We start from the raw sequence: 26778 nt of genomic DNA, 5'->3' as shown, positions 1-26778 counted from the left end.
TGACTAAGGGACGCGGCGGCAGAGAGAGGCGAACGCTGCCAGAGGGCACTGCCATGACATGGCGCCATACCTTTCAAACCCGCATCGCCGGGGTGTTGGCGCTGTTGCTGCTGGTGGTGGTCGCCGCCACCTATTTCGCCGTCAAGAGCGCCACCCGCCGTGCCGTGGAGAACCAGGCACAAGTCCAACTGAAAACCGGAACCCAGGTATTCGAGCGTCTGCTGGACCTGCGCGGGCGGCGCCTGCAATACGGGCTCGACTGGCTCGCCGGCGATGGTCCGTTCAAGCAGGCCGTGGCCGGAGGCAAGCCCGCGCCGATCCTGGCGGCACTGCGTCGCCACGGCACCGGCATCCGTTCCAGCGACGTGTTTGTGCTGGGCCTGGATGGCAAGGTCATGGTCAGCACACTCCCTATCCTCACCCGCGGCCAGCCGTTCCCCTATGACGCCGCCTTGCGCCATGCGCGGCGCAATGGCCTGCACATGGTGATCGTGGCCCTGGATGGGCGGCCTTACCTGCTGGTGCAGGATGAAGTGCGCGACCCGTTGCCCATCGCGCGCATCGTGATGGGCTTTGCCATGGACCAACTGTTCGCCTATGAACTGCGCTCCATGAGCAACCTGGAAGTGTCGTTTCTCAGTGTGCAGGACGGCACGCCCGGCCCGCTGTTCAGCACCCAGCCCGACGCGTACCGGGCCACCGCCCTCAGCCTGCTGCACGACGCTCCGCTCAACCCTGAGGCACAGATCCATGGGTTCCACGGTCAGCGCGTGCTCAGCCGCGTGCTTCCATTGGCCAATACCGGCGACGGCGATGACGTGCGCGTATTGCTGCAAAGCCCGCTGGACCATGCGCTGGAATCCTTTGCGCCGCTGGACCGGCAGTTTCTCGGGATTGCCCTGGCGGTGCTGCTGGTGTCGTTGGCCGGCGCGTTGTTCCTGGCGCGGCGGGTGTCGCGCCCGCTCAACGCCCTCGTGGAGGCGGCGGGGCGCATCGGCGCCGGTGATTACCGCACGCCGGTGCGGGTACGCAGCCAGGATGAGTTCGGTTTGCTGGCACGCGCCTTCAACGCCATGCAAAGCGGCATCGCCGTGCGCGAACGGCAACTGGCCCACAACGCCCTGCACGACCCACTCACCGGTCTACCCAACCGGGCGCTGGCGATGGAGCGCCTGGGCAGCGCGATCAGTGCGCGGCGGCCGGTGGTGTTGCTGTACTTGGGCATCGAGAACTACCGGGTGATCAACGAAGGCTTCGGCCCCGAGGGCGTGGAGGAGATGATGCGTGAAGCCAGCCGGTGTTTGTCCATGAGCCTTCTGGCCAGCGATACCGCGGCGCGCATCACCGGCAGCGAATTCCTGCTGTTGCTGGAGAACACCGAGATCGACCGTGCAGTGACCCGCGCCGACCGCCTCTACGCACTGCTCACCGAGCCCCAGCGCATCGGCAATGACGAAGTGCGCCACGAAGTCAGCATCGGCATCGCCGCCTATCCCGCCGATGGCCAGCAGGTGGAAGAGTTGATCAGTCGCGCCGCCATCGCCCGCCACGATGCGGCGATGCTGCCGGGTTATCTGCAGATCTACCAGCAGGACCGCGACCTCGCCCACCAGCGCCAGATCACCCTGATCCGCGACCTGCGCCGGGCCGTCGTCGAAGGCGAGTTGTACCTGTGCTACCAGCCCAAGCTCGACCTCAAGCTTGGCGAGGTGTGCCAGGCCGAAGCCCTGCTGCGCTGGCAGCATCCCACCCTGGGGCTGGTGTCGCCCGCCGAATTCATCCCCCTGGCCGAGCGCACCGGCAGCATGGGCGGCCTGACCCTGTGGGTGATCGAAGAAGCCATCCGCCAGATCGGCGAGTGGTCGCAGCGCGGCATGCACATTCAGTTGTCGGTGAACATCTCGGTGGATGACTTGGCCGATGATGACCTGGCGACCCGCGTCACCACCTTGCTGGCGCACTACCAGGTGCCCGCCCAGCAGCTGATTTTCGAGATCACCGAAAGCGCGATCATGCACAACCCGCAACAAGCCTTGAGCGTGCTGGAGCAACTGCGCGGCTGCGGCATCAGCCTGTCGGTGGATGACTTCGGCACCGGCTACTCCTCACTCGCGCAATTGCAGCGCCTGCCGGTGCAGGAGTTGAAGATCGACCAGTCGTTCGTGCGCAACCTCGATAGCGCCACGGGCGACGGCGTGATCGTGCGCTCCACCATCGAAATGAGCCACAACCTGGGGCTCAAGGTGGTGGCCGAAGGGGTGGAGTTCGAGCCTAGTCTCAAGTTGCTCAAACAGTGGAACTGCGACACGGCCCAGGGCTATCTCATCAGCCGACCGTTGAATGCCCTGGCGTTCGAGCGGTGGATGCGGCGTGAGCGGGTGGCACCGTGACTGACCTATTCCATGCCGTTTTGGCTGGGTGAAACAGCTTCTAAAATTTTCGTCTCGCCGATTTTTCTCCAAGTTGCACTCAGGTTACTCCGGAACTCTCTCCGGCCTTTCCTAACCTTGGCCCGCTCTCGACGGGCCTGTGAGGGGCAATTCATGCGCACCATTCCTACAACCGTCCTCCCTGGCCAATCTCGCCCTGAACTTCAGTCGCCCCTGCCCTGGGAAGGGCATCAGCGCGAACCCATCCAAATCCATGATTCAAGCTCGCCACCCGCAGCCGTGCAGGTAAACCCTGGGCGCTCGCTGCAAAGGTCACTGTCTAGCTCGGAACAGAGCCTGGATGAAGCGAGAGAACGGCTTGGCAATACCCGCAACACGCAGAGCCTGATAACGGCCTTGGGGGCGGTGCAAAAGGCCGCGCTGGAAAACCCGAGCCTGAAGGTTGCAACCTTGTTGGACCGTCAGATGATGCCTGCTGATGCCCTTTCAACGTTTGGACGCGAAAATCGGCTTGAGCCTGCTTCGCAAGTGCCGGTGGCCTGGTTTCTAAGGGAGTCCGGCTTGAATGTTCCACACACCCCGGAACAACTGGCAGACCTGCTCTACGCGAGTTCAAACCCTCTGCCCGAGCCGCTTGAACGGGGCAACTACTGGGGCCTTTTGTCCATGCCGCTTGCGCTGGACGCTGAGCAAAGGCGTCGGCTGCAGGCGATGGTCTCGCAGACCCTGGCCGAGGTTTCGCCTGGCAAGGGTTTGTTCGCGCTCTTTCAGGAGAAACACGTTGATTCAAGTCGACCCGCAGGCGTCGTGCAGCGGATTGAACAGATGATTGAAAGTCCCGAAGTCCAAGCGTTGGGGAAAAAACTCGAGGCGGCTTTCGACGGCGTATCTACACCTTCCAGCGCCGCTCAATGGGCGATGGCAGCGATGGTGCTGGAACTTGACCCGCACGCAGGCAGCCAACGCGGGCAGGTGGCCGGGTATGACTTGCTGGCGCCGGCCAACTGGGGGGTAAGCCCGGCCGTGGTAGTGGAGCGATTGAGCCAGCACTTGGTGGCGCAGGGCAAAGTCACCTCCGCCTTGGCTCCTGCGGCGGCCTGGCTGCTGCTCGTGGGCGCGGCACCGACCTTTCTTGTGCCTGATATGCCCGCCAATCTGGTGGTGGGGTCACCCGCCTGGATGAGGCTCACGGCAGTGGTTGAGGCCAGCGAACACGCGATACCGGGTGTTGCCGCGTGCATTCCTTTTGGCGAGTGGATGACGCGTGAGAGCCATGGTCCGGTCTCGCTGACTCAGGCAATCGTCGAGCGTCACGCCCAGGAGCAGGCTCTGGTCGATTGGGGCATTGCCCAGGGCAGAGTCCCGGCCAATCCGAGGGTGTATACGCCCGAACAACTGGATGGGTTACGGACAACCTTCAATGAAACCATGACCAGGCTGCAAAAGGCGCAGAGTCAGTTGGCCGCGACGATGCCCACCCGAAGAGACATTGCGCTTGCCGAACTGAAAAAAGCCTATGGAGACGATGTTTCTTTTGAAGTCCCAAACATCAGCATCACCCACATTGATGCCAGCGAGAGTGAGCTGCACTCACTGCTGGACATTTACATGGCCGGCAAAATGGACCGTATCCCGCGAGGGGTGCGTCACGATTTTTCCCTGGGTAATCGGCATTACAGGGTCACGCCGCTGCCTGACGTTGGAAAAATCTTCGATGAGCAATTCGATGCATACGTGAGTGGCCTGAAGGCGAGTCTCACGACATTGGTCGCACATCAACTCTCGCAATTGCCGCTGAGCGACAGGCAAACCATCGCGTCCGGCCAGGTAGAGTTTTTTTCCTTGCGCAAGGCCAGTGAGGCCCAGGCCGAGGGGCTGGAGTCCGACGCCCAAGCGCAGGCCGCCGTGGCGCGCTACGGTTTGTGGATGCGGGTCCTGACCCCAAGGGACAAGCGTGACACTGGCCGGGCCTATGCCGACTTCAAGCATGCGTCCTATGAGTTGTTCCCGTTGCAGGGGCTCATTCGAAAGCGCGAGGACCTGCCCAGGAATCCGCCGAATCCAGCGCCCCGAGTGGCGGATCCTGAGGGGTATGCAGCCCGTCAAGCCAAAGGGATCGGCGAATGGCTGGACTACGAGGCTTACCGTTCAGGCACTGCCCCGCGACCGGGCACGTACTCCCATGATTTATTGACCGAAAAACTCAATGCGCCGCTCTTGCCCGAGGACAGAAAGGCGATGGACGACGCGGTTCCGACTATCGACCATCCTCGCTTCGGCCAGATTGCTGAGGTCATGGCCAATCACCTGCTGTATGACCCAGCAGCGATGAAAGCGGCCGCACGCGGGTCGACGGCGGTGGAAGATGAGGAGGCGCAGATCAAGGCCGGACATGATTTTGTCACGGGTTTGATTCCGCTCAAAAACGCGATCGAGAATGCCGCCAACGGAAACGTCGGTGCTGCTGTGCGCGATTTTGCGCTGGATATCTTTGGTTTCGTCGTGCCAGTCGGCAAGGGGCTGGGTTCGGCGGCGAAGGTGGCTGGCAAAGTGACTGAGCGGCTTGGAACGCGAGCGTTCAAGGCGTCTGACATCCTGTTCCGGGCCGCCCTCAGCGGTCTGAACCCGGTGGAAGGTCTAGGGGGCTTGGGGCTGCGGGCCACCCAAGGCATCAAAACGCTCTGGCAGGCCGGTCACAGGGAACTGAAATGGCTGCAGGGGCAGGGTTTCAATCTCAACGCCTACGCAAAAATGTCGGGTGCTGTCGAAGGTGAGATGGGTTTGGCGAGTGCATCGACGCAGGGATTGAAGGTTATTGCCAAGCGTCATCGGGGCAAGTGGCATGCCTACGATGTCACTACTCGCACGGCCTATGGCCCGGCGCTCAAGGATTTTCGCCCTGTCAGCCCACCCGCAGTTGCGCCGGGTGCCGTTGATAATGTGCACTTCGACAAGTATGCGGTCAGTAAAGCGAAGTTGGCGGGGTTGACGCCTGACAGCCAGGGTATCTACCGAGGGGAGGACGGCGCACAGTACATTCGCAACGCGGACGGCTCGGGGAAAACCTCGGTTTATAAAGTTCGCGAGGTGTCGCAGGCCGGCAGCCCGGGGAGTGTGCAGGCGCGGCTGATTAACCCGAAGACCAACCGGCAAACCGAGTTCCTGTTCAGCAACCGTGGCAACGAACAGTGGCGTCGCTTGGGGTTACAGGGTGGAGACGGCATTGCGTCACAGGACTACAAGCTGGTTGAACTGCCGATGGACGAGGTTGAGCAAGTGGTGAGGAGGGATGGGCAAATAACCTTTCTCGCTAACTTTACGACTGAAGTCAGGTTTGATGCCGAACTGGGCGCTTGGCGTAAAATCGGCCGGGGCGATGCGCTGGGTGATGTTTTCTGGCGAGCCGGGCCTTACGACTGGCGCGCCGGGCCGTTACAGGAATACTTGAAAGTCAAAGACACATTGCCTTCGCCCAGCAGTATCAGAACCGTGCGCGTTGCAGCGCTGCCTATTCCCCAGGCAGCCACCGCCATCCCCAAGGAGATCAATTACATCTGGGCGGGCGGCAGCATGCCGGATGATCGGCTCGCCACTGTTCTGAGTAACGCAGAAAAGACCTCTGCTTATAAAACCATTGTGCATATCGATGCGGACACACCGCAGGTGTTTGAGCAGATAAAAGCGCAACTTCAGGGCAAAGGCCGCAACCTGGACGTGCGTAACTTGAACGATGATGCCTTTTTCAAAGCCTTCAAGGCATCGGATTCCGGCGAGGTTTATCAGTTCTTCCGCCAAGGCGCGGGGCAAAACTACGCGGCGGCCAGTGATGCATTACGTTACCCGCTGATCAATCACCGGGGCGGTATTTACCTGGACAGTGATGACGTGGTCACGGCCAATATCGGTGAGGTGGAGCTCAAGGCGACGGGTAATCAGGTGTTATTGAACTCGCATGTTTCCTATGCAGACACCGATTTTATTGGCTACAACACCAGTGTGTTTGCAAGTCATCCCAATAATCCTGTGCTGCGCGATATCAGCGATGAGCTGTACCGTCGTTTCAAAGGCAATCAGCAATGGCTCGAAGGTAATCGCCCTTACTTGAAGGGAACCCCTACCGCCGAGCAGATAAAGACGTTCAATGAGTACCAGACCAGGATTTTTGAAGTCACGGGGCCGACCTTGTTCAACGACGTGCTGAGGAAAACCATGGGCAGCGCCTATGACTTGAGTTGGGCGGCAACGGATCCGTCGCTCGCGGGTATCAAGCTGTCTTCTTCAGACGCCACAGCCTTTGCCGAGGCTTACAACCATTACTTGCCCTTCAACAGCAAGTTTGCGGTAGAGATCGGTTCGCAAACCAGCATGGCCAGGGCAGTAGATTGAGGTAGCCGTGGCGGCCGGAAAAAACGGGCGCTCGGCTACAGCTTTCTCTTGAATGGTCGACATCCTCTACAGAGCTTGACCGATTGCATAGGTTTTTGCCGACCAACGGTCAAGCCTCATCTCATAATCAGTGATGGCATTTTGCCTTGCTTGCGGCATCATGGCTGTGCTTCGTTGTGCCAGGGCTGGCCGCTCTTTTTCCATTTTTTGCGGATATCCCATGGCTCGAATGACTGACTTCTTATCCCGTGTAGCGCTGGTGCTGGCAGTGGCATGCCCCGCGTCGGCGGCCACGCTTGAGGTCTCGATGCGCCAGGCCGATGGCAGCCCGGTTGCCGATGCAGTCGTGACCCTCCAGGGCCCGGCAGGCGCGCCTGCCGGTGTGCTCAAGGCCAATATGGACCAACGTGGCCAGCGTTTTGCCCCACATGTGCTGGCGGTCCATACCGGCACCCAGGTGCGTTTCCCCAACAGCGATAACATCCGGCACCAGGTGTATTCCTTCTCCGCGGCCAAACGCTTCGAACTGCGCCTGTATGAAGGCACGCCCAGCGAGCCGCTGCTGTTCGACAAGCCCGGCGTGGTGGTCTTGGGCTGCAATATCCATGACTGGATGCTCGGCTATATCTACGTCACCGACGATCCGCACTTTGGCGTCAGCGATGCCCAGGGCCAGGTGCGCCTGGAGCAACTGCCTCCCGGCGATTACCACGCCACCCTGTGGCATCCGCAATTGGCGAATATGCAGCCCTTGGATGGCGGCACCCTGCATGTTCCCGCCGCCGGCCTGAGCCACCGCGTGGTGCTGGCCCTTGAGCCCGCGTCCGAAGATCTTCCACCCACACCGATGCCAAGCGCCTTTGGCGATGCCTTCAACCGAGCTGCCCGTGAACCTGCGCAGTAGTTTCCAGGCGCGGGTCGCCAGCGTTCTGATCCTGCTGCTGCTGGTGGTGATCGGTGCGCTGTACTTCAGCGTCAAGGCCGCCACCAGCTCGGCGGTGCGCAGCCAGGCGCTGGCCCAGTTGGACGTGGGCGCGCGGGTGTTCGAGCGCTTGCTGGACGCACGCGGCCGGCGCCTCGCCGACGGCGTGCAATTGCTGGCGGCCGACTTCGGTTTTCGTGATGCGGTGGCCAGTGGCGATTCGGCGACGATGCGCTCGGTGCTGCTCAACCACGGCAAGCGCATCAACGCCAGCGACATGATCCTGCTGGGCATGGACGGCAAAGTCCTGGCCAGCACCCTGAGCGAAGTGCCCGAAGGTTCGACCTTCCACTATGACCAATCGCTGCGCGAAGCCCGGCGCAATCGCCAGGCCATGCTGATCGTGCCGCTGCAAGGCAAGCCGCACCTGCTGGTGGAGGCCTCGGTGCTGGCGCCGTTGCCGATTGCGCGGGTGGTGATGGGCTTCAGCATGGACGGCGTGTTCGCCGATGAGTTGCGTTCGTTGAGCAACCTCGAAGTGTCGTTCCTGGCGATTGATAAAGACCAGCCCGGCGAGTTGGTCACCACCCAGCCCCAGGCGCTGCGCGGGAGTATCCTGAGCCTGATGCAGGGCGATTCCACGCGCCGTGGCGTGTCCACCACCGATCATCTGGAGCAGAGCTTCCTCAGCCAGTCGCTGGTCTTGGCCAGTGATGAAAACGGCAAGGTCCTGGCCTTGCTGCAAAGCCCGCTGGATGCGGCGATGCAGGCCTTTGTGCCGTTGGATGAAAAGATCCTCGGTATCGCATTGATCGCATTGCTGGCCTCGTTGATCGGTGCCTTGTTGCTGGCGCGCACCGTATCGCGCCCGGTGCAGGCGCTGGCCCTGGCGGCCGAACGCATTGGCCAGGGCGATTATCAGACGCCGGTGGCCCTGGCCCGCAGCGACGAACTGGGCTTGCTGGCCCATGCGGTCAACTCCATGCAAAGCGGGATCGCCGAGCGCGAACAGCAGCTTGCCCACAACGCCCTGCATGATCGGCTCACCGGCCTGCCGAACCGCGCGCTGGCCATGGAGCGCCTGGGCAGCGCCATTGCGTTGAATCGGCCGGTCGCGCTGATTTACCTGGGCATCGACAACTTGCGCGCCGCCAGCGAAACCGCCGGGCCGGATGCGGTGGACCAATTGCTGCTGGCCGTCAGTCGTCGCCTGGAGGCGGTGTTGCGTCCCGGCGATACCCTGGCGCACTTGATTGCCGACGAGTTCCTGCTCCTGCTCGAAGGCGCCGGCAGCGACGAGGCGGTGGGCATGGCCGACAAACTCCAGCAACTGTTGCTGCGCCCCCAGCGCATCAACGGCCATGACCTGGCGCTGGACTGCCGCCTGGGCATCGCGGCATTCCCGGCCGATGGCGAAAGCCCGCACACCTTGCTCGAGCGCGCAGCCATCGCCATGAAAGACGCCGCGCAAATGCCCGGCCGCCTGCAAATCTACGAGCAGGGCCGCGACCTCGCGCACCGCCGCCAGATCACCCTGATCCGCGACCTGCGTCACGCGCCCAACCAGGGCCAACTGCTGCTGCATTACCAGCCCAAGCTGGACATTCGCCAAGGCCATGTGCGCCAGGCCGAAGCCTTGCTGCGCTGGCAGCACCCGCAGTTCGGCATGGTCTCGCCAGCGGAGTTCATCCCCCTGGCCGAACGCTCGGGCAGCATCCAGTTGTTGACCCATTGGGTGATCGAGGAAGGCATTCGTCAGTTGTGTGAATGGAACCGCCGTGGCCTGTACCTGCAGCTGTCGTTGAACATCTCGGCAGACGACTTGCTCGGCGATGAGCTGGCTCACCGAGTCTTGGCGTTGTTGCGGCGCTATAACTTGCCGGCGGAGCAGTTGGTGTTTGAAATCACCGAGAGCGCGGTGATGCGCGAGCCGGAAAAAGCCCTCAAAGTCCTGCACCTGCTGCGCAATTGCGGCATCAGCCTGTCGGTGGATGACTTCGGCACTGGCTACTCGTCCCTCGCGCACCTCAAGCGCTTGCCGGTGCAAGAATTGAAGATCGACCAATCCTTTGTGCGCAACCTCGATGAAACCAGTGAAGACGCAGTGATCGTGCGTTCCACCATCGAGATGAGCCACAATCTGGGCCTCAAAGTGGTCGCCGAGGGCGTTGAATACGCCCACAGCCTGCGTCTTCTGGAACGCTGGCAGTGCGATACGGCCCAGGGTTATCTGATCAGCCGGCCCTTGAGCGCCGACGCTTTCGAAGCCTGGGTGGCCTTGCCCCTCAGTGCGCAAACTTCCCTGGTTCATTGAGTGGCTGACGTGCGTCTTTCTCTAGTGATCGGCTGCCTGGCCGCCCTGACGGTGCAAACCACCCTGGCCGATAGCGGTCGCCTGATCGCCACCGGCGGTGCCAGCAGCATCGAGGGTACGGCCGGCGGTGGGATCACGCCGTGGGCGGTGTTGACCGGCTACGGCGAACAGCACGAGTGGGGTGCCACGGCGTTCGCCACCACGGTCAACCTGCCGGATTATCGGCTGGACGTGGCCGGGTTGGCGCTGGCCTATGACAACCGGGTCGAAGTGTCTTTCGCCCGCCAGCGCTTTGACCTCGGTAGCCTGGTGCATAAGCTCAACCTGCCCGAAGACAACCTCGGCCAGGATGTACTGGGCGTGAAGGTTCGCCTGTTCGGTGACGTGATTTACGACCGCTTGCCGCAGGTGTCCCTCGGCCTGGAATACAAGCACCAGACCAATTTCGATATCCCCAGCCTCGTCGGCGCCAAGCGCGACAGCGATGTGGAGGGCTACCTCGCCGCCAGCCGCTTGTTCATGGGCGCCGCGTTTGGCTACAACGTGCTGGTCAACGCCAGCCTGCGCTACAGCCGCGCCAACGAAACCGGCCTGCTCGGCTTTGGCGGCGACCGTCGCGACAGCCGCAGCCTGCTCAAGGAAGGCTCGCTGGCGCTGCTGTTCAACCCGCGCTGGGCGGTGGGCGTGGAGTACCGCGAGAAACCCGACAACCTGTCGTTCGCCGGCGAAAGCGACTGGGCCGATGTGTTTGTCGGCTACTTTCCCAATAAACACCTGTCGTTTGTGCTGGCCTACGCCCGCCTCGGCGAAATCGCGACCTTGGATAACCAGAACGGCACCTACCTGTCGGTGCAGGGGAGTTTCTGATGCGCTTTCTACCCATCGCCCTGGTGCTGCTGCTCAGCGCCTGCGCCCAGCAACCGCCCAAGGACGACAGCCTGTACCGCGACCTCGGCGCCATGCCCGGCATCACGCGGATTGTCGAAGGCATGCTGCTCAACATTGCCCGCGATGAGCGCATTGTCGAACGCTTCCGACGCATCGATATCCAGCGTTTGCGCAACAAGTTGATCGAACAGTTCTGCGTCGAGGCAGGCGGGCCGTGCACCTACACCGGTGACAGCATGGCCGAGAGTCACAAGGGCCAGAACGTGAGCCGCAGTGACTTTAATGCGTTGGTGGAGGATTTGATCAAGGCGATGGACCGCGAGGGCATTGCGGTAGCGGTGCAAAATCGATTGATTGCCCGGCTGGCTGCGATGCGTGGAGAAGTGATCGAGCACTAGTCTGCTGAACACCACATTCAGTCCTGCATCACACATGAAAAAGGCGGCTACCTGTTGAGGGTAGCCGCCTTTGTTTTACCGCCAGTCTTGCTTAATCCGGCAGTTTAAACGCCATCACATAGTCACCCTGCTTGGTCCCCAGGGAACCATGACCACCCGCCACGACCAGCACGTATTGCTTGCCGTCCTTGCCGGTGTAGGTCATCGGGGTGGTTTGCGCGCCGGCTGGCAGGCGGCCTTCCCACAACTGCTTGCCGTTTTTCACGTCATAGGCCCGCAGGTACTGGTCGAGGGTACCGCTGAGGAACGACACGCCACCGGCCGTGGTGAACGTACCGCCCAGGCTCGGTACGCCCATGGTCAGCGGAACCGGAACCGGCGAGCTGTCACGCACGGTACCGTTCTTGTGCATCCAGATAGTCTGGTGGGTGGTCAGGTCGACCGCGGCCACATAACCCCACGCCGGTGCCTGGCACGGCAGGCCCAGGGGCGACAGCAGTGCTTCGAGGATCACGCCGTACGGCGCGCCTTTGTTCGGCTGCACGCCCTGGGTTTCGCTGACGCGAGGGCCTTGCTTGGCGATATCGGCCGCCGGGATCAGCTTGGATTTGAACGCCATGTAGCTCGGGTTCACGAAGGCGATCTGGCGTACCGGGTCGACGGAAATACCACCCCAGTCGAACACGCCAAAGTTACCTGGGTAGACGATCGAACCTTGCAGCGATGGCGGGGTGAACGGGCCGTCGTAGCGCATGGATTTGAAATCGATGCGGCACAGCAGTTGGTCGAACGGTGTCACGCCCCACATGTCACGCTCCTTGAGGGGCGGTGGCATGAAGTTCAGCTCGGACTTCGGCTGGGTCGGGGAAGTACGGTCGCCCGCGACAGCGCCCTGGGGCACGGCCACTTCGTGGATCGGCACCACCGGCTGGCCGGTGGCGCGGTCCAGCACGTAGATGCTGCCTTGCTTGGTCGACGCCATCACCGCTTGCTTCACGCCGGCTTCGGTCTTGATGTCGATCAGCGACGGCTGGCCGCCGACGTCCATGTCCCACAGGTCATGGTGAGTGAACTGGAAGGTCCACTTCACGTGGCCGCTGTCGATGTCCAGGGCGGTCAGGCCCGCAGCGTATTTCTCGGAATCGTCGGTACGATCGCCGCCGTACTGGTCGGGCATCTGGTTGCCCATCGGCAGGTAGAGCATGCCGAGTTTTTCATCCACGGCGAACATGGACCACATGTTCGGCGAGTTGCGGGTGTAGGTCTTGCCTTCGGCCAACGGGGTAGTGTCGTCCGGGTTGCCGCTGTCCCAGTTCCACACCAGCTTGCCGGTGTGTACGTCGAACGCGCGGATCACGCCGCTGGGCTCGTCGGTGGAGACGTTATCGGTGACGTGTCCACCGATCACCACCAGGTTTTTGGTCACGGCCGGTGGCGAAGTGGAGTAGTAACCGCCTGGGGCGAAGCTGCCGATGTTGGCACGCAGGTCGACCTGGCCTTTGTCACCGAAGTCTTCGCACATCTTGCCGGTGTCGGCGTTCAGGGCGATCAGGCGGGTGTCGGCGGTCGGCACGAAGATGCGTTTCGGGCAGGCATTCGGTGCGGCGGCCGGGCTGGCGCTGCCGGTCGGGCTCTGCTCGGAAGCGTAGGCGGCGTCATCGTGATACGACACGCCACGGCAGGTCATGTGTGCCCAACCCTTGAAGTTCTCGGCACCCTGGCTGCTGATCTTCGGATCGAAGCGCCAGATTTCCTTGCCGGTGTCCGGGTCCAGCGCAATCACCTGGCTGTGGGGCGTGCACACGTAGAGCATGCCGTTGACTTTCAGCGGGGTGTTTTCCGCGGTGGTCTCGCCTGGATCGTTCGGGCCGGGGATGTCGCCGGTGCGATAGGTCCATGCCGGTACCAGCTTGTGCGCGTTTTCCGGAGTGATCTGCGCCAACGGCGAGTAACGATCACCGTAGGCCGAGCGGCCATAGGAGTTCCAGTCGCCATCGGCCTGGGACGGTGCAGCGCTGGCCATGCCCGGTACCGCGTCGCGGTCCAGTTGGCCGGTCTTGACCATTTCACCGGGGTTGGTGAATTGGCTGGCCAGGGCGGTTGCACCGGCCAGCACCACGGCCACGCTCAGCGCACCAGTGCCCAGCGGGGCAGGTTGGCCGCGCAGCAACGGACGGCGAAACCACGGGAGCAGCATGACGATGCCCAGGGCGAACAGCAGCGCCAGGCGCGGCACCAACTGCCACCAGTCCAGGCCGACTTCCCACAAGGCCCACACGGTACTGGCGAACAGCACCAGCGCGTACAGGCCCAGCGCTGCGCGGCGGGTAGCCAGCAGCAGGAGGCCGGTCAGGGTGATGCCGATACCGGCCAGCAGGTAGTACAGCGACCCGCCGAGCAGGCTCAGCTTGACGCCGCCGGCCAGCAAGGCCAGGCCCATGATCAGCAGCAAGATCCCCAGCAGCCTGGGCAGCAGGCGGCTTGGGCTCGAAGCACCATCAGTGCTCATAGTGTGTTTCTCCGTGACGTTGGAATAATTGTGTAACCCCGTGCTTCATTCACTGTAGATGACGATTCGGCACGGGCTTGGTTCAGCGTTAATTCGGTTTTTCTGGGGAAAGCGGGGGTTATCCACAGGCGGGCGATTTATCCCCAGGCGCGGGTCGGTGTAAGACAGCGCTGTCTTGGTGGGCAGGAATAATCAGCAAGATAGGATCGACCGGGGAAGTGAAACGTTTCAGTTTATTGCCGACAAGAATAAAGCGCGGACGCGCCGAGAGAAAGCGCAAATCGCAAGATGCATCATTTCCGATTTGGTAACAGTGACAGATCGTCGCTGCCAAATAACGGTGGGAGGGGCAAGCCTCCTCCCACAGGGGAATTTCAGTGTGTTTAGAAGGTGGTGCGGATGCCCAATTGCACACTGCGTCCCGGTGCCGGCGCGATATCGCGCAGGATCGAGCTGGCATAGCGCACGGTCTGGTTGGTCAGGTTTTCACCGTTCACAAACGCCAGCCATTGGCTGCCGCCGACATTGAAGTGATAACCGGCGCTCGCGCCCAATGTGGTGTAGCCATCGGTGCCGCTTTCGTTATCCGGCACACGGCCCTGGCCAGCGGCGTGTTCGACGTCGATGCGTGCCTGCCAGCGGTCCAGTTCCCACAGCAAACCGCTGTTCAAGCGCAACGGGGCGATGCGCGGCAAGGCTTCGCCGGTGTCGAGGTTGGTGGCGCGGGTGTAGTCGCCTGACAGCTCCAGCGCGAATTTGCCGTAGGCGCCTTCGCCGAGCTTGATGTGATCCTGGGCTTCGAAGCCGGCGAAACGTGCCCGCACGCCGGAATATTCGTACTCAGGAATGCCATCCGCGTCTTCTTCGCCTTCATCGTTCAGCGTACGACCCGTGCCCAGCAGGCCGATGTAATTGGAGAAGCGGCTGTAGAACACGCCGAAGCTGCCCTTGTGCGTGCCATTGTCAAAGCGCAGGGCCAGGTCGCTGGACACGGCCTTTTCTTTTTTCAGGTTGGCATCGCCCAGTTCATAGGTGCCGGTGGCGACGTGGGCGCCGTTGGCATACAGCTCGTAGAAGGTCGGCGCGCGCTCGGTGTAGCCCAGGGTCGCGGCCAGGGACCAGATGGGCGTCAGCGTATACACCGCGCCGGACGACAGGCTGCCGGCGGTGAAGTCGTTGGTCTTGTCGGCACCGGCAAAACGCGCGTTGCCCTTGGCGTCCGGGTCGACGCTGGTGTGCTCCAGGCGCCCGCCGAGGCTGAGCTTGAGGCGCTCGGTGGCCTGCATTTCTTCGAGGATAAACAGCGCGCCGGCGTTGGTGTCGGTCTGCGGCACGAAGGCTTCTTCACCGAGGGCCGAGAATTCGTTGCGGGTTACTTGGGCGCCCACCACGCCATCGAACGGGCCAACGGGCTGGTGACGCGCTTCGACGCGGGCTTCATAGCCTTTGTTCTTGAAGATCGTGCCGGTTTCGCCGCCTTCGATTTCGCGGTGCTCGTAGTCGGTGTAGCCCGCGTCGAGTTTGACCGAGGTGAACGGGCCTTGCAGGTTGCGGATCTCGGACGCAAAGGCGTAGTGATCCTGCTTCATGCGGATGCGCACTTCCTGCTCGGCCGGCGAGCCGTAGTTGCTGTCGTAGTTGCTGTAGGACAGCCCGGCGTAACCGTCGTCCCAGGTGTAGGAGCCGCCTACCGCACCGCCGTCCTGGCGCCCGTCGCTGTTGCCCAGGCGGCCGTTCCTGCCGGGTGCGTCATCGCTGTCCGGGGCGTGGCGGCTGCGGGCCTGGCCGGGGATTTTCAGGTCGTTGAATTCCCGCGCGTTGGCGTCCAGGTGCAAGGCGAAGGTGCCATTGCCGGCTTCCAGCTTGCCCGCACTGCTGCGCGTGGTGTCGGCGCCGCCGTAACGCAATTCACCGGCGCCGTGGATGCCCTCGATGGCTTCGGTGGGGATGCGGTTGTCGAAGGTGTTGACCACGCCACCGATGGCGCTGCCGCCATACAACAGCGCTGCCGGGCCGCGTACGATTTCAATGCGTTCGACGTTGACCGGGTCCAGCGGCACCGCGTGGTCATAGGACAGCGACGACGCATCCAGCGCGCCCACGCCGTTGCGCAAAATGCGTATACGGTCGCCGTCCTGGCCACGAATGATCGGCCGGCTGGCGCCTGGGCCAAAGTACGAGGAGGACACGCCCGGTTGCTTGTTCAGGGTTTCGCCGAGGCTGCCTTTTTGTTGCAGGGTCAGCTCATCGCCCTCCAGCACGGTGGTCGGCGAGGCGAGTTGCTCGCTGCCCAGCGGGTTGCCGGTGATGACTTGGGGTTGCAGTTCCAGGGCGTGGGCTTCCGAGCTGATCAACAGGGCGGCGGCGAGCGGCGACAAGCGCCACAGGGAGGAGAGGGACATCGGACATTCCTTGGCAAAACGACGAAAAAGATTTGAGATTTATAGTTACAATATAACATCTCTTTTTTGCCGGGGGCGGGAACTTTTTTTACCTGCCAGGGCGGAGTGATAAGGTGTGCGCCTTCGTGAGCACTTTTTCATAGGCCCGGCATGACCGCGACAAACAACGACCCCCTCCACGGCGTGACCCTGCAACACGTCCTCACCACCCTGGTGGAACACTACGAATGGGCAGGCCTGGCCGAACGCATTGATATCCGTTGCTTCAAGAGCGACCCGAGCATCAAGTCGAGCCTGACTTTCTTGCGCAAGACCCCATGGGCGCGGGAGAAGGTCGAAGGCTTGTACGTCAAGCTGATGCGCACCAAACGCCCGCTGGATTGACCTCATGAAGCGGTATGTGGCGGCAGCGGCGCTGGCCGGTTGGGTGGGCCTGGCGATTCAGCAATACCTGATTTTCTATTCGCGCTGGGAGTCCGGCGCCAGTCTGCTCGGCGGGCTGATCAACTTCTTCAGTTTCTTCACGGTGCTGACCAATACCCTGGCAGCGGTGGTGCTGAGCTATGCGTGGGTGAAGCGCGATTCTGCAGCCAGGCGGTTTTTCCTCGCCCCCGGCGTCAGCAGCGGCATCGCCGTCAGCATCGTGGTGGTCGGCTTGGCCTACAGCCTGTTGCTGCGGCATCTGTGGCAGCCCGAAGGCTTTCAATGGATCGCCGATGAACTGCTGCACGACGTGATGCCGCTGCTGTTCGTGCTGTACTGGTGGCGCTGCGTGCCCAAGGGCCAGTTGCGCCTCAAGCACATTGGCCTGTGGGTCATCTACCCGCTGGTGTACTTCGGCTATGTGCTGCTGCGCGGGGATTTGCTCGGGCAGTACCAGTACCCGTTCATCGATGTCGGCACCCTGGGTTATCCACAAGTGTTTGTGAATGCCGGGGGGATCCTGCTGGGGTTCGTGCTGGTTGCCCTGGCGGCGGTCGGCCTGGACAAGACCTTGAAGTCACCCCGAATTTAACCTGTACGGATCTCTGGGCAGGGAGCAACTCCCTTCTCCCAGGCTTTAAGCCTCGTCATCCCCCCGCTGCGCACCGTCCATGGTTTTCCATTGAGCGGTGTTTCGCCACGTCGCGCACTTATCAACACGTTAGTTGATGTGCTCGAGTAAATGTTGTTATTTTTCGTTGAGTGTAATCCCTCTCTTACAGTTATATCTGAAGACAAGCTTTTGCAACTAAGGCCGATGTAGTCCAATTCTTACGGATGTTTTTAAAGTTTTGGCAATTTGCCATGTTTTTCCTATGTGTTTAAGTGTTGCAGGGCTACGTAATTAGAAGAACTGGCCGACTTATGTTTTTGGAATCTGGTCGGGATAATCGCCTGGCTTCAAATGAGCTGGTTTGCAATACAAGTAATTGGAATAAATAGAGGAATTCTGTGCGCCACGGCGGCGGAATCACTTAAACGACGTTTATTACTAATGTGGGCATCTATAAATGAAAGCTAAAATGAAAACCGCGCTGTTCTCTATCGGGCTGTTGGTGGGGTCGATGTCCGTTGCCCAGGCGGCGGACGGAACTGTCACGTTCTTGGGGTCGGTCCATTCGGGTGCCTGCTCTATAAAGCCTGATTCGGTCGATCAGACCATTCCCCTTGGCGCGATCGCAAAACATCAATTGCAAGCGGGCGGGAAGTCCGAGCCGCGTCGCCTGCTGATTGAACTTGAGGGCTGCGACCTGGCGGGTCTCACCGATAACACCGTGACCACCACCTTCACCGGAGCGCCATCGAGCGTTGTGCCGGGTGCGCTGGGCACCGTCGGGAGCGCGGGCAATGTGGGCATCATGATGACCCATGGCAGTAAACCCGTTGAATTGGGCGTGGCTACCACGCCGCAAGTGATTGCCGCCGGTGACAACACGCTGGAGTTCGGTGCCTATGTACAAGGCGCTGCCACGGGCGACATCGTGCCAGGCGACTTCAGCGCGGTGACCAACTTCACCTTGGCTTATCAGTAAGCGTTTTCCCCCGCCACCCAGCGTGGCGGGGGAGGCTGGTGGAGGCACAGGTGAAAACATTCATAAGTCTCGCTATCTCCTCTTCTTTGGCGATGTTCATCAGCCCTGGGGTGGTTGCCCAGGAGCCTGCTCAAGGTGATGGGCTTGTCACGCTGGGAGGAGAGGTCGTCGACTCGGCCTGCGGGCTGGAGTTGGTCAGCGTCGATCAAACCATCGATACGGACCCCGAGCCCATTGGCCGGTTCCTGCGGCGCGCCAGGGGCCAGGACCAGTCCTTCCAGTTGCGCCTGGTCAATTGCACCTTGAGTCGTACCGATCCATCCCGTCCAGGGGTAACGCTGCCCGACTGGCAGCACCTTCGGGTGACGTTTGACGGCCCCACCGACAGAGGCGGTCGTTCTTTTGCGGTCTTTGGTGGCTCCCAAGGCGTTGCGATGAATATTGAGGATTCCGCTGGCCAGTTAAGTGTTCCGGGTCAGCCGATGACTCCACATCCGTTAACGGAAGGCGATATGACGCTGCACTACACGCTTCATTTTGTCGGTAACGGATTGCCCATAGTGGCCGGAGCCCACCGTACTGCCGTGCGGTTCAAGTTGGAATATTTTTGAACGTTGATGGGTTGCTTGCATGTTAAATACAGCGAAGGTCAAAAATACGCTGCGCCCAAGCCTTTTTGGCGGGTTGATATCATTGGCAGGCACTGCACTGGCTGCTGGGGATATTGAGTTTAATACTGATGTTCTTGATCTGAGTGATCGCACTAATATTGACTTGTCTCAGTTTGCCCGCAGCGGGTTTATTCTGCCGGGCACCTATTCGATGGTAGTGCAGATCAATGCCCAGCCCATTGCTGAGCAATCGGTGGCTTTCTATCCCCCCGATAATGACCCTAAAGGCAGCCAGGCATGTTTATCGCTGGATCTTGTCGATCAATTGGGTCTCAAGGCGTCGGACGCGGCCAAACTCAAATGGTGGAAAAACGGCGAGTGCCTGGATACCGAAAGTTTGCCTGGCATGGAGGTCAGTGGCGACCTGGCCACCTCCACACTGAACATCAACCTGCCCCAGGCCTATCTCGAGTACAGCGCCATCCATTGGGATCCGCCGTCCCGGTGGGATGAGGGGGTGCCGGGGCTGCTGGTTGACTACAACATGACGGCGCAGTCCAGCTATCAAAAGAATGACGGCACCCGCAACAACCTCAGTGGTAACGGAACCCTTGGCGCCAATGCCGGGGCCTGGCGCCTGAGGGCCGACTGGCAGGGGCGGATCGAGAAAGGCGTGGAGGGGGCACCCAGGGATCAACAACAGTTGGAGTGGAGTCGTTACTACGCCTATCGCGCAGTGCCTGCACTGAAGGCACGCTTGACGGTCGGAGAGGACTACCTGTACTCGGACATCTTCGACAGCTTCCGTTTTACCGGGGCTTCGCTGATCTCGGATCAAAGCCAACTGCCACCCAACCTGCGTGGCTACGCACCGGAAGTCGTCGGGGTCGCCAAGACCAACGCAAGAATCATCATCAGCCAGAAGGGCCGCGTGCTGTATGAAACGCTGGTCGCCGCAGGCCCTTATCGCATTCAGGACCTCAGCGACGCCGTGAGTGGCACTCTGGATGTGCGGGTCGAGGAGCAGGACGGTTCGGTTCAGACCTTCCAGATCGATACGGCAGGCGTTCCCTACCTGACACGTCCTGGGCACGTTCGATACAAGCTGGCGACCGGGCGCCCGTCCGATCTTCAGTACGGCGCCAACGGCAGCGTTTTCGGCACCGGCGAATTCTCCTGGGGGATCAGCAATGGCTGGTCGCTGTTTGGCGGCGGGATAACGGATAACAACTACCGCGCATTGTCTGTCGGGGTCGGTCGCGACCTGCTGGCGTTCGGCGCCGTATCGCTGGATGCCACCCAGTCCCACGCCAGTGTGTGGAACCAGACATTCTCGGGCAAATCCTACCGCCTTCAATACTCCAAGCACTTCGAGCAGTACGACAGCCAGGTCACGTTTGCCGGTTACCGGTTTTCCGAGAAAAACTACTTGAGCATGAGCGAGTACCTGGACGCCCGTCATTACGGGTTGAACGGTGAGCGCGGCGGGATCGAGCGCGGTGAATACATCGAGGGCTGGAAGCCGATTGGCGACAGCAAGGCCCTGTATACGGTGACGCTCAACAAGCAGTTTCGTGACCTTGGGGCGACCGTCTACGCCAGCTACAACAAGCAGACGTATTGGGGGCGCCCGGACACTCAGCGTTGGAACCTGTCGATGTCGCGCTACTTCAATGTGGGAACCGTCAGGAACATGAGCCTGTCCCTGAACATGTTTCGCACCCAGGAGTATGCCTACAAGGATAACGGAATGGCGCTGACGGTCAGCCTGCCGTTGGGGCGCAGCGGCACCCTGTCGCTGGACGCCAACAGGACCTCGGGTAAAGAGAGTTTCTCGACGCGCTACAGCGATCGCCTCGATGAGCGCAACAGTTACCAGCTCAATGCAAGCGACCGCTCCGCCAGCGGCTATCTGAGTCATATCGGCGACCAGGCCGACATCGATCTCAGCGCCAGCACCCAGGAAGGCAGTGGCAGGACCCTCAGTGCATCCATTCGCGGCGGCGGCACGCTCACGCCCTACGGTGCGGCGCTGCACCGAACCAATGGCACCGGTGGCACCCGCCTGATGCTCGACACCGGAGGTGTGCCCGATGTGCCTGTGCGTGGTTACGGCACATCGACCCGCACCAACGCGTTCGGCAAGGCAGTGATTTCCGATATCAGCAGCTACCAGCGTACGGCCGCCAGTGTCGACCTGGAGAACCTGCCGAGCAACGTTGAAGCCACTCAATCGGTGACCCAACTGACCCTTACCGAAGGGGCCATTGGTTATCGGTCCCTGGACGTGATTGCCGGTGAGAAGGCCATGGCTGTCCTGCGCCTGCCGGATGGCAGTGCACCGCCCTTCGGCGCGACGGTGAAGAACACCAAACAGCAGGACACCGGGATTGTGAACGACGGTGGCGCTGTTTACCTGAGCGGTATTCAGGCCGGTGAGCAAATGATCGTCAGTTGGGGCGGCATCGAACGCTGCCTGCTCACGCTGCCCGTCGCGCTGCCCGCAGACAGTTTGACCGATGCCTTGCAATTGCGCTGCCAGAGCGTAGCCACTGATCAATCCTCACCCGAGCCAGCAGCGCTGACCGGGAAGCGTACCGATACGGAGAACAACGCCTCATGATGCTCAATACGCACCCCACACTCCTGGTCTTCGCACTGCTGGCTCTGGGTCTGAGCCAGAGTGCCGGCGCCGCGGTTGGCCTGGACCGAACCCGGGTGATTTTTGACGGTGGCAAGGATGCGACCAGCGTGAATATCACCAATAACAACACCCAACTGCCGTACCTGGCCCAAGGCTGGATCGAGGACGAGGAGGGCAACAAGATCACCTCGCCCTTGATCGTGCTGCCGCCGGTTCAACGCTTGGAGCCCGGCAAGCAAAGCCAGGTGAAAGTGCAGGCGTTGCCGGCGGCCAAGTCGTTGCCGCAGGATCGCGAGACGGTCTACTACTTCAACCTGCGGGAGATTCCACCGCGCAGCGACAAATCCAACACCCTGCAAATCGCGCTGCAGACCCGGATTAAATTGTTCTACCGACCGCAGGCCATCGCTCCCAGTCAGCAAGACCTGTCCAACCCCTGGCAGGAAAAGCTGACCCTGACCCGCCAGGGCGACCGTTACCAGGTGAACAACCCTACGCCTTACTACGTGTCTCTGGTGGATGCTCGCAGCAGCAAAGACGGCAAGACCGTGCCGGGTTTCGAGCCCGTGATGATCCCGCCTAAAGGCACGCAAACCCTCGGGCCGACGGCCAAGGCGCTGGGCAATTCACCCTACCTGGCCTACGTGAATGACTACGGCGGGCGTCCATTACTGGCGTTCACCTGCACGGGCGAAACATGCAAGGTGAACTTGCAAGTCTCGACGCCTAATGAGTAGCAGCCTGCAGCGGGAGAGCGTCATGAAGTTGCACAACGTGAAAGTCCTGGGCTGTGTGTTACTGGTCCTGGCAACGCGCGCGGGCGCCGAGGATGACGATGGAATCGATGGCCAGCGTGGCCGGTTGAACGTTTCCGGATCCATGCATGAGTCCCCTTGCACGCTGGAGATGACATCGTTGCATCAAACGGTCGACTTGGGCGCCGTGTCTGCCAGTCAGCTGCAACGACCTGGCGATCAGGCCCCATCGAAGCCGTTTCAACTGCGTTTTCAGGATTGCCAGCGCACCGCAGGCAGTATCCGCAGCGAACGTACCGGGAACCTGGCATGGAGCGCTCACCAACCGGTGTTGTCGGTAACGTTTGTTGCCCCTGCCGATGCCGACGACCCACGACTGGTCAAAGTGCAAGGCATCACCGGGATGGGACTGCGGTTGACCGATGCCCTGGGGCGCGATGTACAGCTGGGCTCCAGGGGCGAACCGTTGTTTCTGAGCGAGGGCAGCACGACCCAGACGTGGAATGTTCAACCCACGCGTACCTCCGCGCCGTTGACCAGCGGAGCGTTTCGGGCCGTGGTGGATTTCAGGCTCAGTTATGAGTAAGGGCAAAACAATGGCTAAGTCAGTCGGCTCGCGGGCCATTCTTATCGTGGGGGGCCTGTTGTGGGCGGTCAGTCAAGGCGCGCAGGCCGAGACCAGCCTGATCATCCGCGCAGTCATCATTGCGCCTCCGCCCTGCGTCATCAATGGCGGCGGTACGCTCAATGTGCCTTTTGGCAATGACCTTCTTACGTCACGGATCGACGGGGTCAACTACCGTCGCAACGTGCCTTACACCGTCACCTGTGACGCCCCGTTCAGTAACGCGATGACTCTCCAGCTCAGGGGGACCGGGGCTTCGTTCGATGGGCGTGTGCTCTCGACCCGCAACCCGGACCTGGGGGTCAAGCTGTCGCTCAATGGCGCTGACTGGGCGCTGAATTCGAGCGTGAATTTTACCTATCCGAACTTTCCCGTGGTGCAGGCGGTGCCTGTCAAGCGCGCGGGCAGCCGGCTGGTGGGAGGCGCATTCGACGCTGCCGCCACCTTCGTGATCGATTACCAGTGATGAGGAGCGCGCAATGACATGCTGGCAGCAGCGAGCCTTGCTCGCTTTGTGTTCCATCGGCCTCTGCCATAGTGCGTCGGCCAACGTAACGTTCAGCGGAACGCTTAACGAGCCCCCGCCCTGCACCATTGATGCGGGCAACAAGATTGAAGTCGACTTTGGGGATGTGGGGGTCAAGCGGGTCGATGGGGTGAAATATCGCCGGGGGGTGGGTTACACCATCAATTGTGGCGTCGACACGCTCCCGTGGGTACTCAAGTTGAGTGTCAACGGTACCCCCACGACGTTCGACGGCGCGGCATTGCAGACCAGTGCACCTGACCTGGGTATTCGGATATTCCAAAACAACCTGCCGTTTCGACTCAATACGCCACTGGACATCACCCTGTCTTCCCCGCCGGTATTGGAAGTCGTGCCGGTCAAACAGCCCGGTGCAACGCTTGCCCCCGCCAGGTTTACCGCGGTGGCGACGTTGTTGGCCGAGTACCAGTAGGAGTTGGATATGGGACATGAAACTGTTCATAGGGCCAGGCTGTACGCCGTGCTGGCGTGCCTGCCGGCCCTCGGCCTGATCTGCGAAGCACACGCGGCGGATAACCTGAATTTCAAGGGCAACCTGGTTGAAGAAGCCTGCACCATCCGCCCGGGTGACGAGGCAATCAGCCTGGAACTCTGGGACCTGACCAGCAAGCACCTCTACATCAATACGCGTTCGGTGGGCAAAGGTTTCAAGCTGCACCTGGAGGACTGCGACACCACCATCGGCGACACGGTGACCATCACGTTCGGCGGCGTAGAAAACCGGGAGCTTCCGGGGTTGCTCGCACTCGATGGTGGAAGCGGCGCCTCCGGTATCGGGATCGGTATAGAGACGCTGGGTAACAAGCCCTTGCCGCTGAATAAAACCAGCGACGAACAGGTACTGAGTAATGGCAGCAATGTCATCGAACTCAAAGCCTACGTGCAAGGGGAGCCGATGGCCATCAGGGACCAGACCATAGGGCACGGCAGCTATACCGCGACCTCTACTTTTACGCTGGATTATCCGTAATTCAAACGCTCGACAACCGGGCGCATACGCATGGGGCTCCAGATCAATCAGGTCTGCACGAACTGATTGTTCGCTGGATGGCGCCTGTGTAGATAAGCAACGAGAGATCAACATGAAACGACTATATGACAGCGCCATTGTGCTTCTCCTGCTGATTGGCGTCAGCACGACCGCGCAGGCCGTAGACTGTCGGGTCAATGGCGGTGAGTGGGCGCGCGTCACTCATCTGACCGTCCCCGTAACGGTACGACTCGATGCGGATCGCACGAGGATCCTGATGGAAGGTGCCCGGCTCGAATGTCGGTTTACGGCTGGAGCAGGCCCGGCTTGGGGGGCGGACTATTGGGAAACCGGCAATGCCTCTGGGACACCTTGGACATCCGGCCCCAAGTTCGTCAGTGAACGGAGTGGTTTGCGTATCAATGGCGCTTTCCTCAATACCCCGGTTCCGGCGGGTATACGGGTGGCTACCATGCCCAACAACGGGATCGGCTATCCGATCAATATCACCCCTTACATCCTGGTGCGTCACAGTCCCTCCAATCCGATCGATATACGAACAGGAGATACCCTCGGCCTGTTGCGTCTCACCAGCTCGAACAATTACGACGCGACACGGCCGCAACTCACGGTCACGTATACGGCTGCCAACAACTTCACCATCTCCCCGTCCACCTGCACGATCAACAATAACAACCCGATCGAGATCAACTTCGGCAATGTGCACCAAAGAGCAATAGGTACCGATCCGCTGACCACGACCATCCGCAGCAACCGCCGGCTCACCTATTCATGCCCGGACGGCGGGATTACCACGCCGATCACCATCACCTACAAAGGTACCGCCTCGTCGTTCGACACGCGCCTGCTGCGCATGACCAACCCGGACGTGGGCACGGCCCTGGTTCGTGGCGCAAGCGCGGTTCAAGTCGGTGGTTCATTCCTGACCCAAATCACCAACAGTGTGGGGAGCGACGATGTGACGTTTTCCCTCGTACGGCGTTTCGGTTCACTGCCTGCCGCTGGGGTTGTCAGCGGCAGCGGCGTCCTTGTAATGGGGGTGCCCTGAGGCTTACTCCTCTTCGCTGCCTTCCGCACGCCAGTAACCCACCGCCTTGAGGAACGCCTCATTGACCTTGTGTGTGTCCAGCAGCACCCGGCGGACCTGGCGCGACAGCCTGGTTTCGGTGGCGACAAAGCTGTACAACGAACCGCTCGGCAGCGTCAGTTTCTGCACGGTGTCGAGCAGGTCGTCCTGGCCGCGCACGATCCATTTCACCTCCACATCGGCAGCACTTGCCAGTGCCTGCCGTTCCGCCGCATTGGCGATTTCGATCACCGCCAGCACCTTGCGCCCGGCCGGTAATTCTTCCAGGCGCCGAGCAATGGCCGGGATCGCCGTCTCATCGCCGATCAGCAAATAGCTGTCGAACATATCCGGCACGATCATCGAGCCCCGTGGCCCGCCGATATACAGGTGCTGGCCGACCTTGGCCTGTTCAGCCCAGGTGGAGGCCGGGCCGTCGCCGTGCAGCACGAAGTCGATGTCCAGTTCGCCGATGTTCAGGTCGAAGCGGCGTGGCGTGTAGTCGCGCATCGCCGGCTGCGGGCCGTCGCCCTTGATGTTGAAGGTCGGGCTTTCCAGCGCCGCTTGTTCCGCAGCGTTCTGTGGGAACAGCAGCTTGATGTGATCGTCACTGCCCAGGCTGATAAAGCCCGCCAGTTCCGGGCCGCCCAGGGTGATGCGGCGCATGCGCGGGGTGAGGTCGACTACCCGCAATACTTCAAGGCGGCGGCGTTTGATTTCGTGGGTGACACGGTGGATGGCTTGCGTATTCATTGAGCTGTCCCGTCGGCAATGGCTTGGGCGGCGCCGTTGAGCAGCGCCGCGACACGAACGATTTCTTCCGGGCTCCAGCGCCCGTGGTGCGAATGCAAGGCATGGCGCAGGTTGTGCACGGCCTCGTGGATTTGCGGCGGGCGGTCATGACCGCGCAGCGAGCGTTTGCTCAATTGGATGCGCATGCGCACACCGTCCAGCGCAACCGCCTGTTCGCTTAAGAAGAGACGTCCGGCGTCGGTGATTGTGTAGCGTTTTTTTCCGCCTTCGGCGTCGCCGCTGATCAATTCGCTTTCTTCCAGGAAGGTCAGCGTCGGGTAGATCACCCCTGGGCTTGGGGTGTAGGCGCCGTCAAACAGGCCTTCGATCTGGCGGATCAGGTCGTAGCCGTGGCACGGCTGTTCGGCGATCAGGGCGGGCAGCAGCAGCTTCAGGTCGCCCGGCGCAAAGACGCGCGGGCCACGGCCGCCGCGTTCGCGGACGGGGCGTTTTTCGAAGCCGTCGCGGTCGTCACCGTGGTCTCGGTGGTGATGAGGGTCTCTCATGATCGTTCTCTCCTGTC

Annotated in this window: 21 protein-coding genes; 17 read left to right on the top strand and 4 right to left on the bottom strand. The window is 61.3% G+C overall.

The features are described from left to right. Window positions 1-53 precede the first annotated feature (53 nt). The 6 genes from BFP99_RS30235 to BFP99_RS30210 all read left to right on the top strand — a co-directional run bounded on the left by BFP99_RS30235 (window position 54) and on the right by BFP99_RS30210 (window position 11298). The gene (locus BFP99_RS30235) at window positions 54-2390 is read left to right on the top strand and encodes a putative bifunctional diguanylate cyclase/phosphodiesterase (RefSeq protein ID WP_065948893.1); all 2337 of its coding nucleotides are present in this window, start codon (window positions 54-56) and stop codon (window positions 2388-2390) included. A gap of 153 nt (window positions 2391-2543) precedes the next feature. Then, entirely contained in the window at window positions 2544-6776 is a 4233-nt protein-coding gene (locus BFP99_RS30230) for a glycosyltransferase (protein WP_176719711.1), read from the top strand. A 220-nt stretch (window positions 6777-6996) separates the two neighbouring features. Then, entirely contained in the window at window positions 6997-7680 is a 684-nt protein-coding gene (locus BFP99_RS30225) for a methylamine utilization protein (protein ID WP_083221283.1), read from the top strand. Further along, window positions 7664-10012: a bifunctional diguanylate cyclase/phosphodiesterase gene (locus BFP99_RS30220; protein ID WP_065949016.1), complete on the top strand. Its 2349-nt coding sequence runs from the start codon at window positions 7664-7666 to the stop codon at window positions 10010-10012. Before BFP99_RS30225 ends, BFP99_RS30220 begins: the two co-directional genes overlap by 17 nt. A gap of 9 nt (window positions 10013-10021) precedes the next feature. Continuing rightward, window positions 10022-10879 carry a DUF3034 family protein gene (locus BFP99_RS30215; protein ID WP_065948891.1) on the top strand — a complete coding sequence of 286 codons (858 nt, stop codon included), beginning with the start codon at window positions 10022-10024 and terminating at the stop codon, window positions 10877-10879. Next, window positions 10879-11298, top strand: coding sequence for a group I truncated hemoglobin (locus BFP99_RS30210; RefSeq protein WP_065926577.1), 420 nt, complete (start codon window positions 10879-10881; stop codon window positions 11296-11298). The genes BFP99_RS30215 and BFP99_RS30210 overlap by 1 nt, the downstream gene beginning before the upstream one ends. 91 nt (window positions 11299-11389) lie before the next feature. On the opposite strand, the gene BFP99_RS30205 is transcribed toward BFP99_RS30210, so the two are convergent. Then, window positions 11390-13807, bottom strand: coding sequence for a glucose/quinate/shikimate family membrane-bound PQQ-dependent dehydrogenase (locus tag BFP99_RS30205; RefSeq protein ID WP_065926576.1), 2418 nt, complete (start codon window positions 13805-13807; stop codon window positions 11390-11392). A 383-nt stretch (window positions 13808-14190) separates the two neighbouring features. Next, window positions 14191-16209, bottom strand: a complete 2019-nt coding sequence (locus BFP99_RS30200) for a TonB-dependent receptor (protein ID WP_065926575.1) — start codon at window positions 16207-16209, stop codon at window positions 14191-14193. 150 nt (window positions 16210-16359) lie between these two features. Here BFP99_RS30200 and BFP99_RS30195 point away from each other — a divergent pair, with 150 nt between their 5' ends. The 11 genes from BFP99_RS30195 (at window position 16360) to BFP99_RS30145 (ending at window position 25445) form a co-directional block, all read left to right on the top strand. After that, the gene (locus BFP99_RS30195) at window positions 16360-16593 is read left to right on the top strand and encodes a VF530 family protein (RefSeq protein ID WP_027604640.1); all 234 of its coding nucleotides are present in this window, start codon (window positions 16360-16362) and stop codon (window positions 16591-16593) included. Between the two features lie 4 nt (window positions 16594-16597). Next, window positions 16598-17224, top strand: a complete 627-nt coding sequence (locus BFP99_RS30190) for a Pr6Pr family membrane protein (protein WP_065948890.1) — start codon at window positions 16598-16600, stop codon at window positions 17222-17224. 490 nt (window positions 17225-17714) lie between these two features. After that, the gene (locus tag BFP99_RS30185) at window positions 17715-18224 is read left to right on the top strand and encodes a fimbrial protein (protein WP_065926573.1); all 510 of its coding nucleotides are present in this window, start codon (window positions 17715-17717) and stop codon (window positions 18222-18224) included. A gap of 50 nt (window positions 18225-18274) precedes the next feature. After that, complete coding sequence (locus BFP99_RS30180) at window positions 18275-18835, top strand: fimbrial protein (RefSeq protein ID WP_065926572.1); 561 nt, start codon at window positions 18275-18277, stop codon at window positions 18833-18835. A gap of 19 nt (window positions 18836-18854) precedes the next feature. Beyond that, entirely contained in the window at window positions 18855-21458 is a 2604-nt protein-coding gene (locus BFP99_RS30175; protein WP_153227260.1) for an outer membrane usher protein, read from the top strand. Beyond that, a complete protein-coding gene (locus BFP99_RS30170) occupies window positions 21455-22216 on the top strand; it encodes a fimbria/pilus periplasmic chaperone (protein ID WP_065926571.1) in 762 nt (253 codons plus the stop codon). Before BFP99_RS30175 ends, BFP99_RS30170 begins: the two co-directional genes overlap by 4 nt. Before the next feature lie 22 nt (window positions 22217-22238). Beyond that, the gene (locus BFP99_RS30165; protein WP_065948889.1) at window positions 22239-22820 is read left to right on the top strand and encodes a fimbrial protein; all 582 of its coding nucleotides are present in this window, start codon (window positions 22239-22241) and stop codon (window positions 22818-22820) included. Window positions 22821-22830: 10 nt separating this feature from the next. Then, complete coding sequence (locus BFP99_RS30160) at window positions 22831-23325, top strand: fimbrial protein (protein ID WP_065926569.1); 495 nt, start codon at window positions 22831-22833, stop codon at window positions 23323-23325. 13 nt (window positions 23326-23338) lie between these two features. After that, entirely contained in the window at window positions 23339-23818 is a 480-nt protein-coding gene (locus BFP99_RS30155) for a fimbrial protein (RefSeq protein ID WP_065926568.1), read from the top strand. Window positions 23819-23827: 9 nt separating this feature from the next. Beyond that, entirely contained in the window at window positions 23828-24376 is a 549-nt protein-coding gene (locus tag BFP99_RS30150) for a fimbrial protein (RefSeq protein WP_065926567.1), read from the top strand. Between the two features lie 112 nt (window positions 24377-24488). Beyond that, window positions 24489-25445, top strand: a complete 957-nt coding sequence (locus BFP99_RS30145; protein ID WP_065926566.1) for a fimbrial protein — start codon at window positions 24489-24491, stop codon at window positions 25443-25445. A 3-nt stretch (window positions 25446-25448) separates the two neighbouring features. Here the strand turns inward: BFP99_RS30145 and BFP99_RS30140 are convergent, their stop codons facing one another. Next, window positions 25449-26216 (bottom strand): siderophore-interacting protein, encoded by a 768-nt coding sequence (locus tag BFP99_RS30140; protein ID WP_065948888.1) that lies wholly within the window; start codon window positions 26214-26216, stop codon window positions 25449-25451. Further along, a complete protein-coding gene (locus BFP99_RS30135) occupies window positions 26213-26761 on the bottom strand; it encodes a PadR family transcriptional regulator (RefSeq protein ID WP_065948887.1) in 549 nt (182 codons plus the stop codon). The genes BFP99_RS30140 and BFP99_RS30135 overlap by 4 nt, the downstream gene beginning before the upstream one ends. Window positions 26762-26778 lie beyond the last annotated feature (17 nt).

It is taken from the genome of Pseudomonas sp. 1 R 17 (genome assembly GCF_900067035.1).
GTDB classification, from domain to species: domain Bacteria; phylum Pseudomonadota; class Gammaproteobacteria; order Pseudomonadales; family Pseudomonadaceae; genus Aquipseudomonas; species Aquipseudomonas marginalis.
This window is presented reverse-complemented; position numbering and strand designations above follow the sequence as displayed.

What these genes read in the sequence shown, in the direction of transcription:
- BFP99_RS30235 (WP_065948893.1), top strand. Translation starts at nt 54, where the DNA reads ATGACATGGCGCCATACCTTTCAAACCCGCATCGCCGGGGTGTTGGCG.
- BFP99_RS30230 (WP_176719711.1), top strand. Translation starts at nt 2,544, where the DNA reads ATGCGCACCATTCCTACAACCGTCCTCCCTGGCCAATCTCGCCCTGAA.
- BFP99_RS30225 (WP_083221283.1), top strand. Translation starts at nt 6,997, where the DNA reads ATGGCTCGAATGACTGACTTCTTATCCCGTGTAGCGCTGGTGCTGGCA.
- BFP99_RS30210 (WP_065926577.1), top strand. Translation starts at nt 10,879, where the DNA reads ATGCGCTTTCTACCCATCGCCCTGGTGCTGCTGCTCAGCGCCTGCGCC.
- BFP99_RS30205 (WP_065926576.1), bottom strand. Translation starts at nt 13,807, where the DNA reads ATGAGCACTGATGGTGCTTCGAGCCCAAGCCGCCTGCTGCCCAGGCTG.
- BFP99_RS30200 (WP_065926575.1), bottom strand. Translation starts at nt 16,209, where the DNA reads ATGTCCCTCTCCTCCCTGTGGCGCTTGTCGCCGCTCGCCGCCGCCCTG.
- BFP99_RS30195 (WP_027604640.1), top strand. Translation starts at nt 16,360, where the DNA reads ATGACCGCGACAAACAACGACCCCCTCCACGGCGTGACCCTGCAACAC.
- BFP99_RS30190 (WP_065948890.1), top strand. Translation starts at nt 16,598, where the DNA reads ATGAAGCGGTATGTGGCGGCAGCGGCGCTGGCCGGTTGGGTGGGCCTG.
- BFP99_RS30185 (WP_065926573.1), top strand. Translation starts at nt 17,715, where the DNA reads ATGAAAACCGCGCTGTTCTCTATCGGGCTGTTGGTGGGGTCGATGTCC.
- BFP99_RS30175 (WP_153227260.1), top strand. Translation starts at nt 18,855, where the DNA reads ATGTTAAATACAGCGAAGGTCAAAAATACGCTGCGCCCAAGCCTTTTT.
- BFP99_RS30170 (WP_065926571.1), top strand. Translation starts at nt 21,455, where the DNA reads ATGATGCTCAATACGCACCCCACACTCCTGGTCTTCGCACTGCTGGCT.
- BFP99_RS30165 (WP_065948889.1), top strand. Translation starts at nt 22,239, where the DNA reads ATGAAGTTGCACAACGTGAAAGTCCTGGGCTGTGTGTTACTGGTCCTG.
- BFP99_RS30160 (WP_065926569.1), top strand. Translation starts at nt 22,831, where the DNA reads ATGGCTAAGTCAGTCGGCTCGCGGGCCATTCTTATCGTGGGGGGCCTG.
- BFP99_RS30155 (WP_065926568.1), top strand. Translation starts at nt 23,339, where the DNA reads ATGACATGCTGGCAGCAGCGAGCCTTGCTCGCTTTGTGTTCCATCGGC.
- BFP99_RS30150 (WP_065926567.1), top strand. Translation starts at nt 23,828, where the DNA reads ATGGGACATGAAACTGTTCATAGGGCCAGGCTGTACGCCGTGCTGGCG.
- BFP99_RS30145 (WP_065926566.1), top strand. Translation starts at nt 24,489, where the DNA reads ATGAAACGACTATATGACAGCGCCATTGTGCTTCTCCTGCTGATTGGC.
- BFP99_RS30140 (WP_065948888.1), bottom strand. Translation starts at nt 26,216, where the DNA reads ATGAATACGCAAGCCATCCACCGTGTCACCCACGAAATCAAACGCCGC.
- BFP99_RS30135 (WP_065948887.1), bottom strand. Translation starts at nt 26,761, where the DNA reads ATGAGAGACCCTCATCACCACCGAGACCACGGTGACGACCGCGACGGC.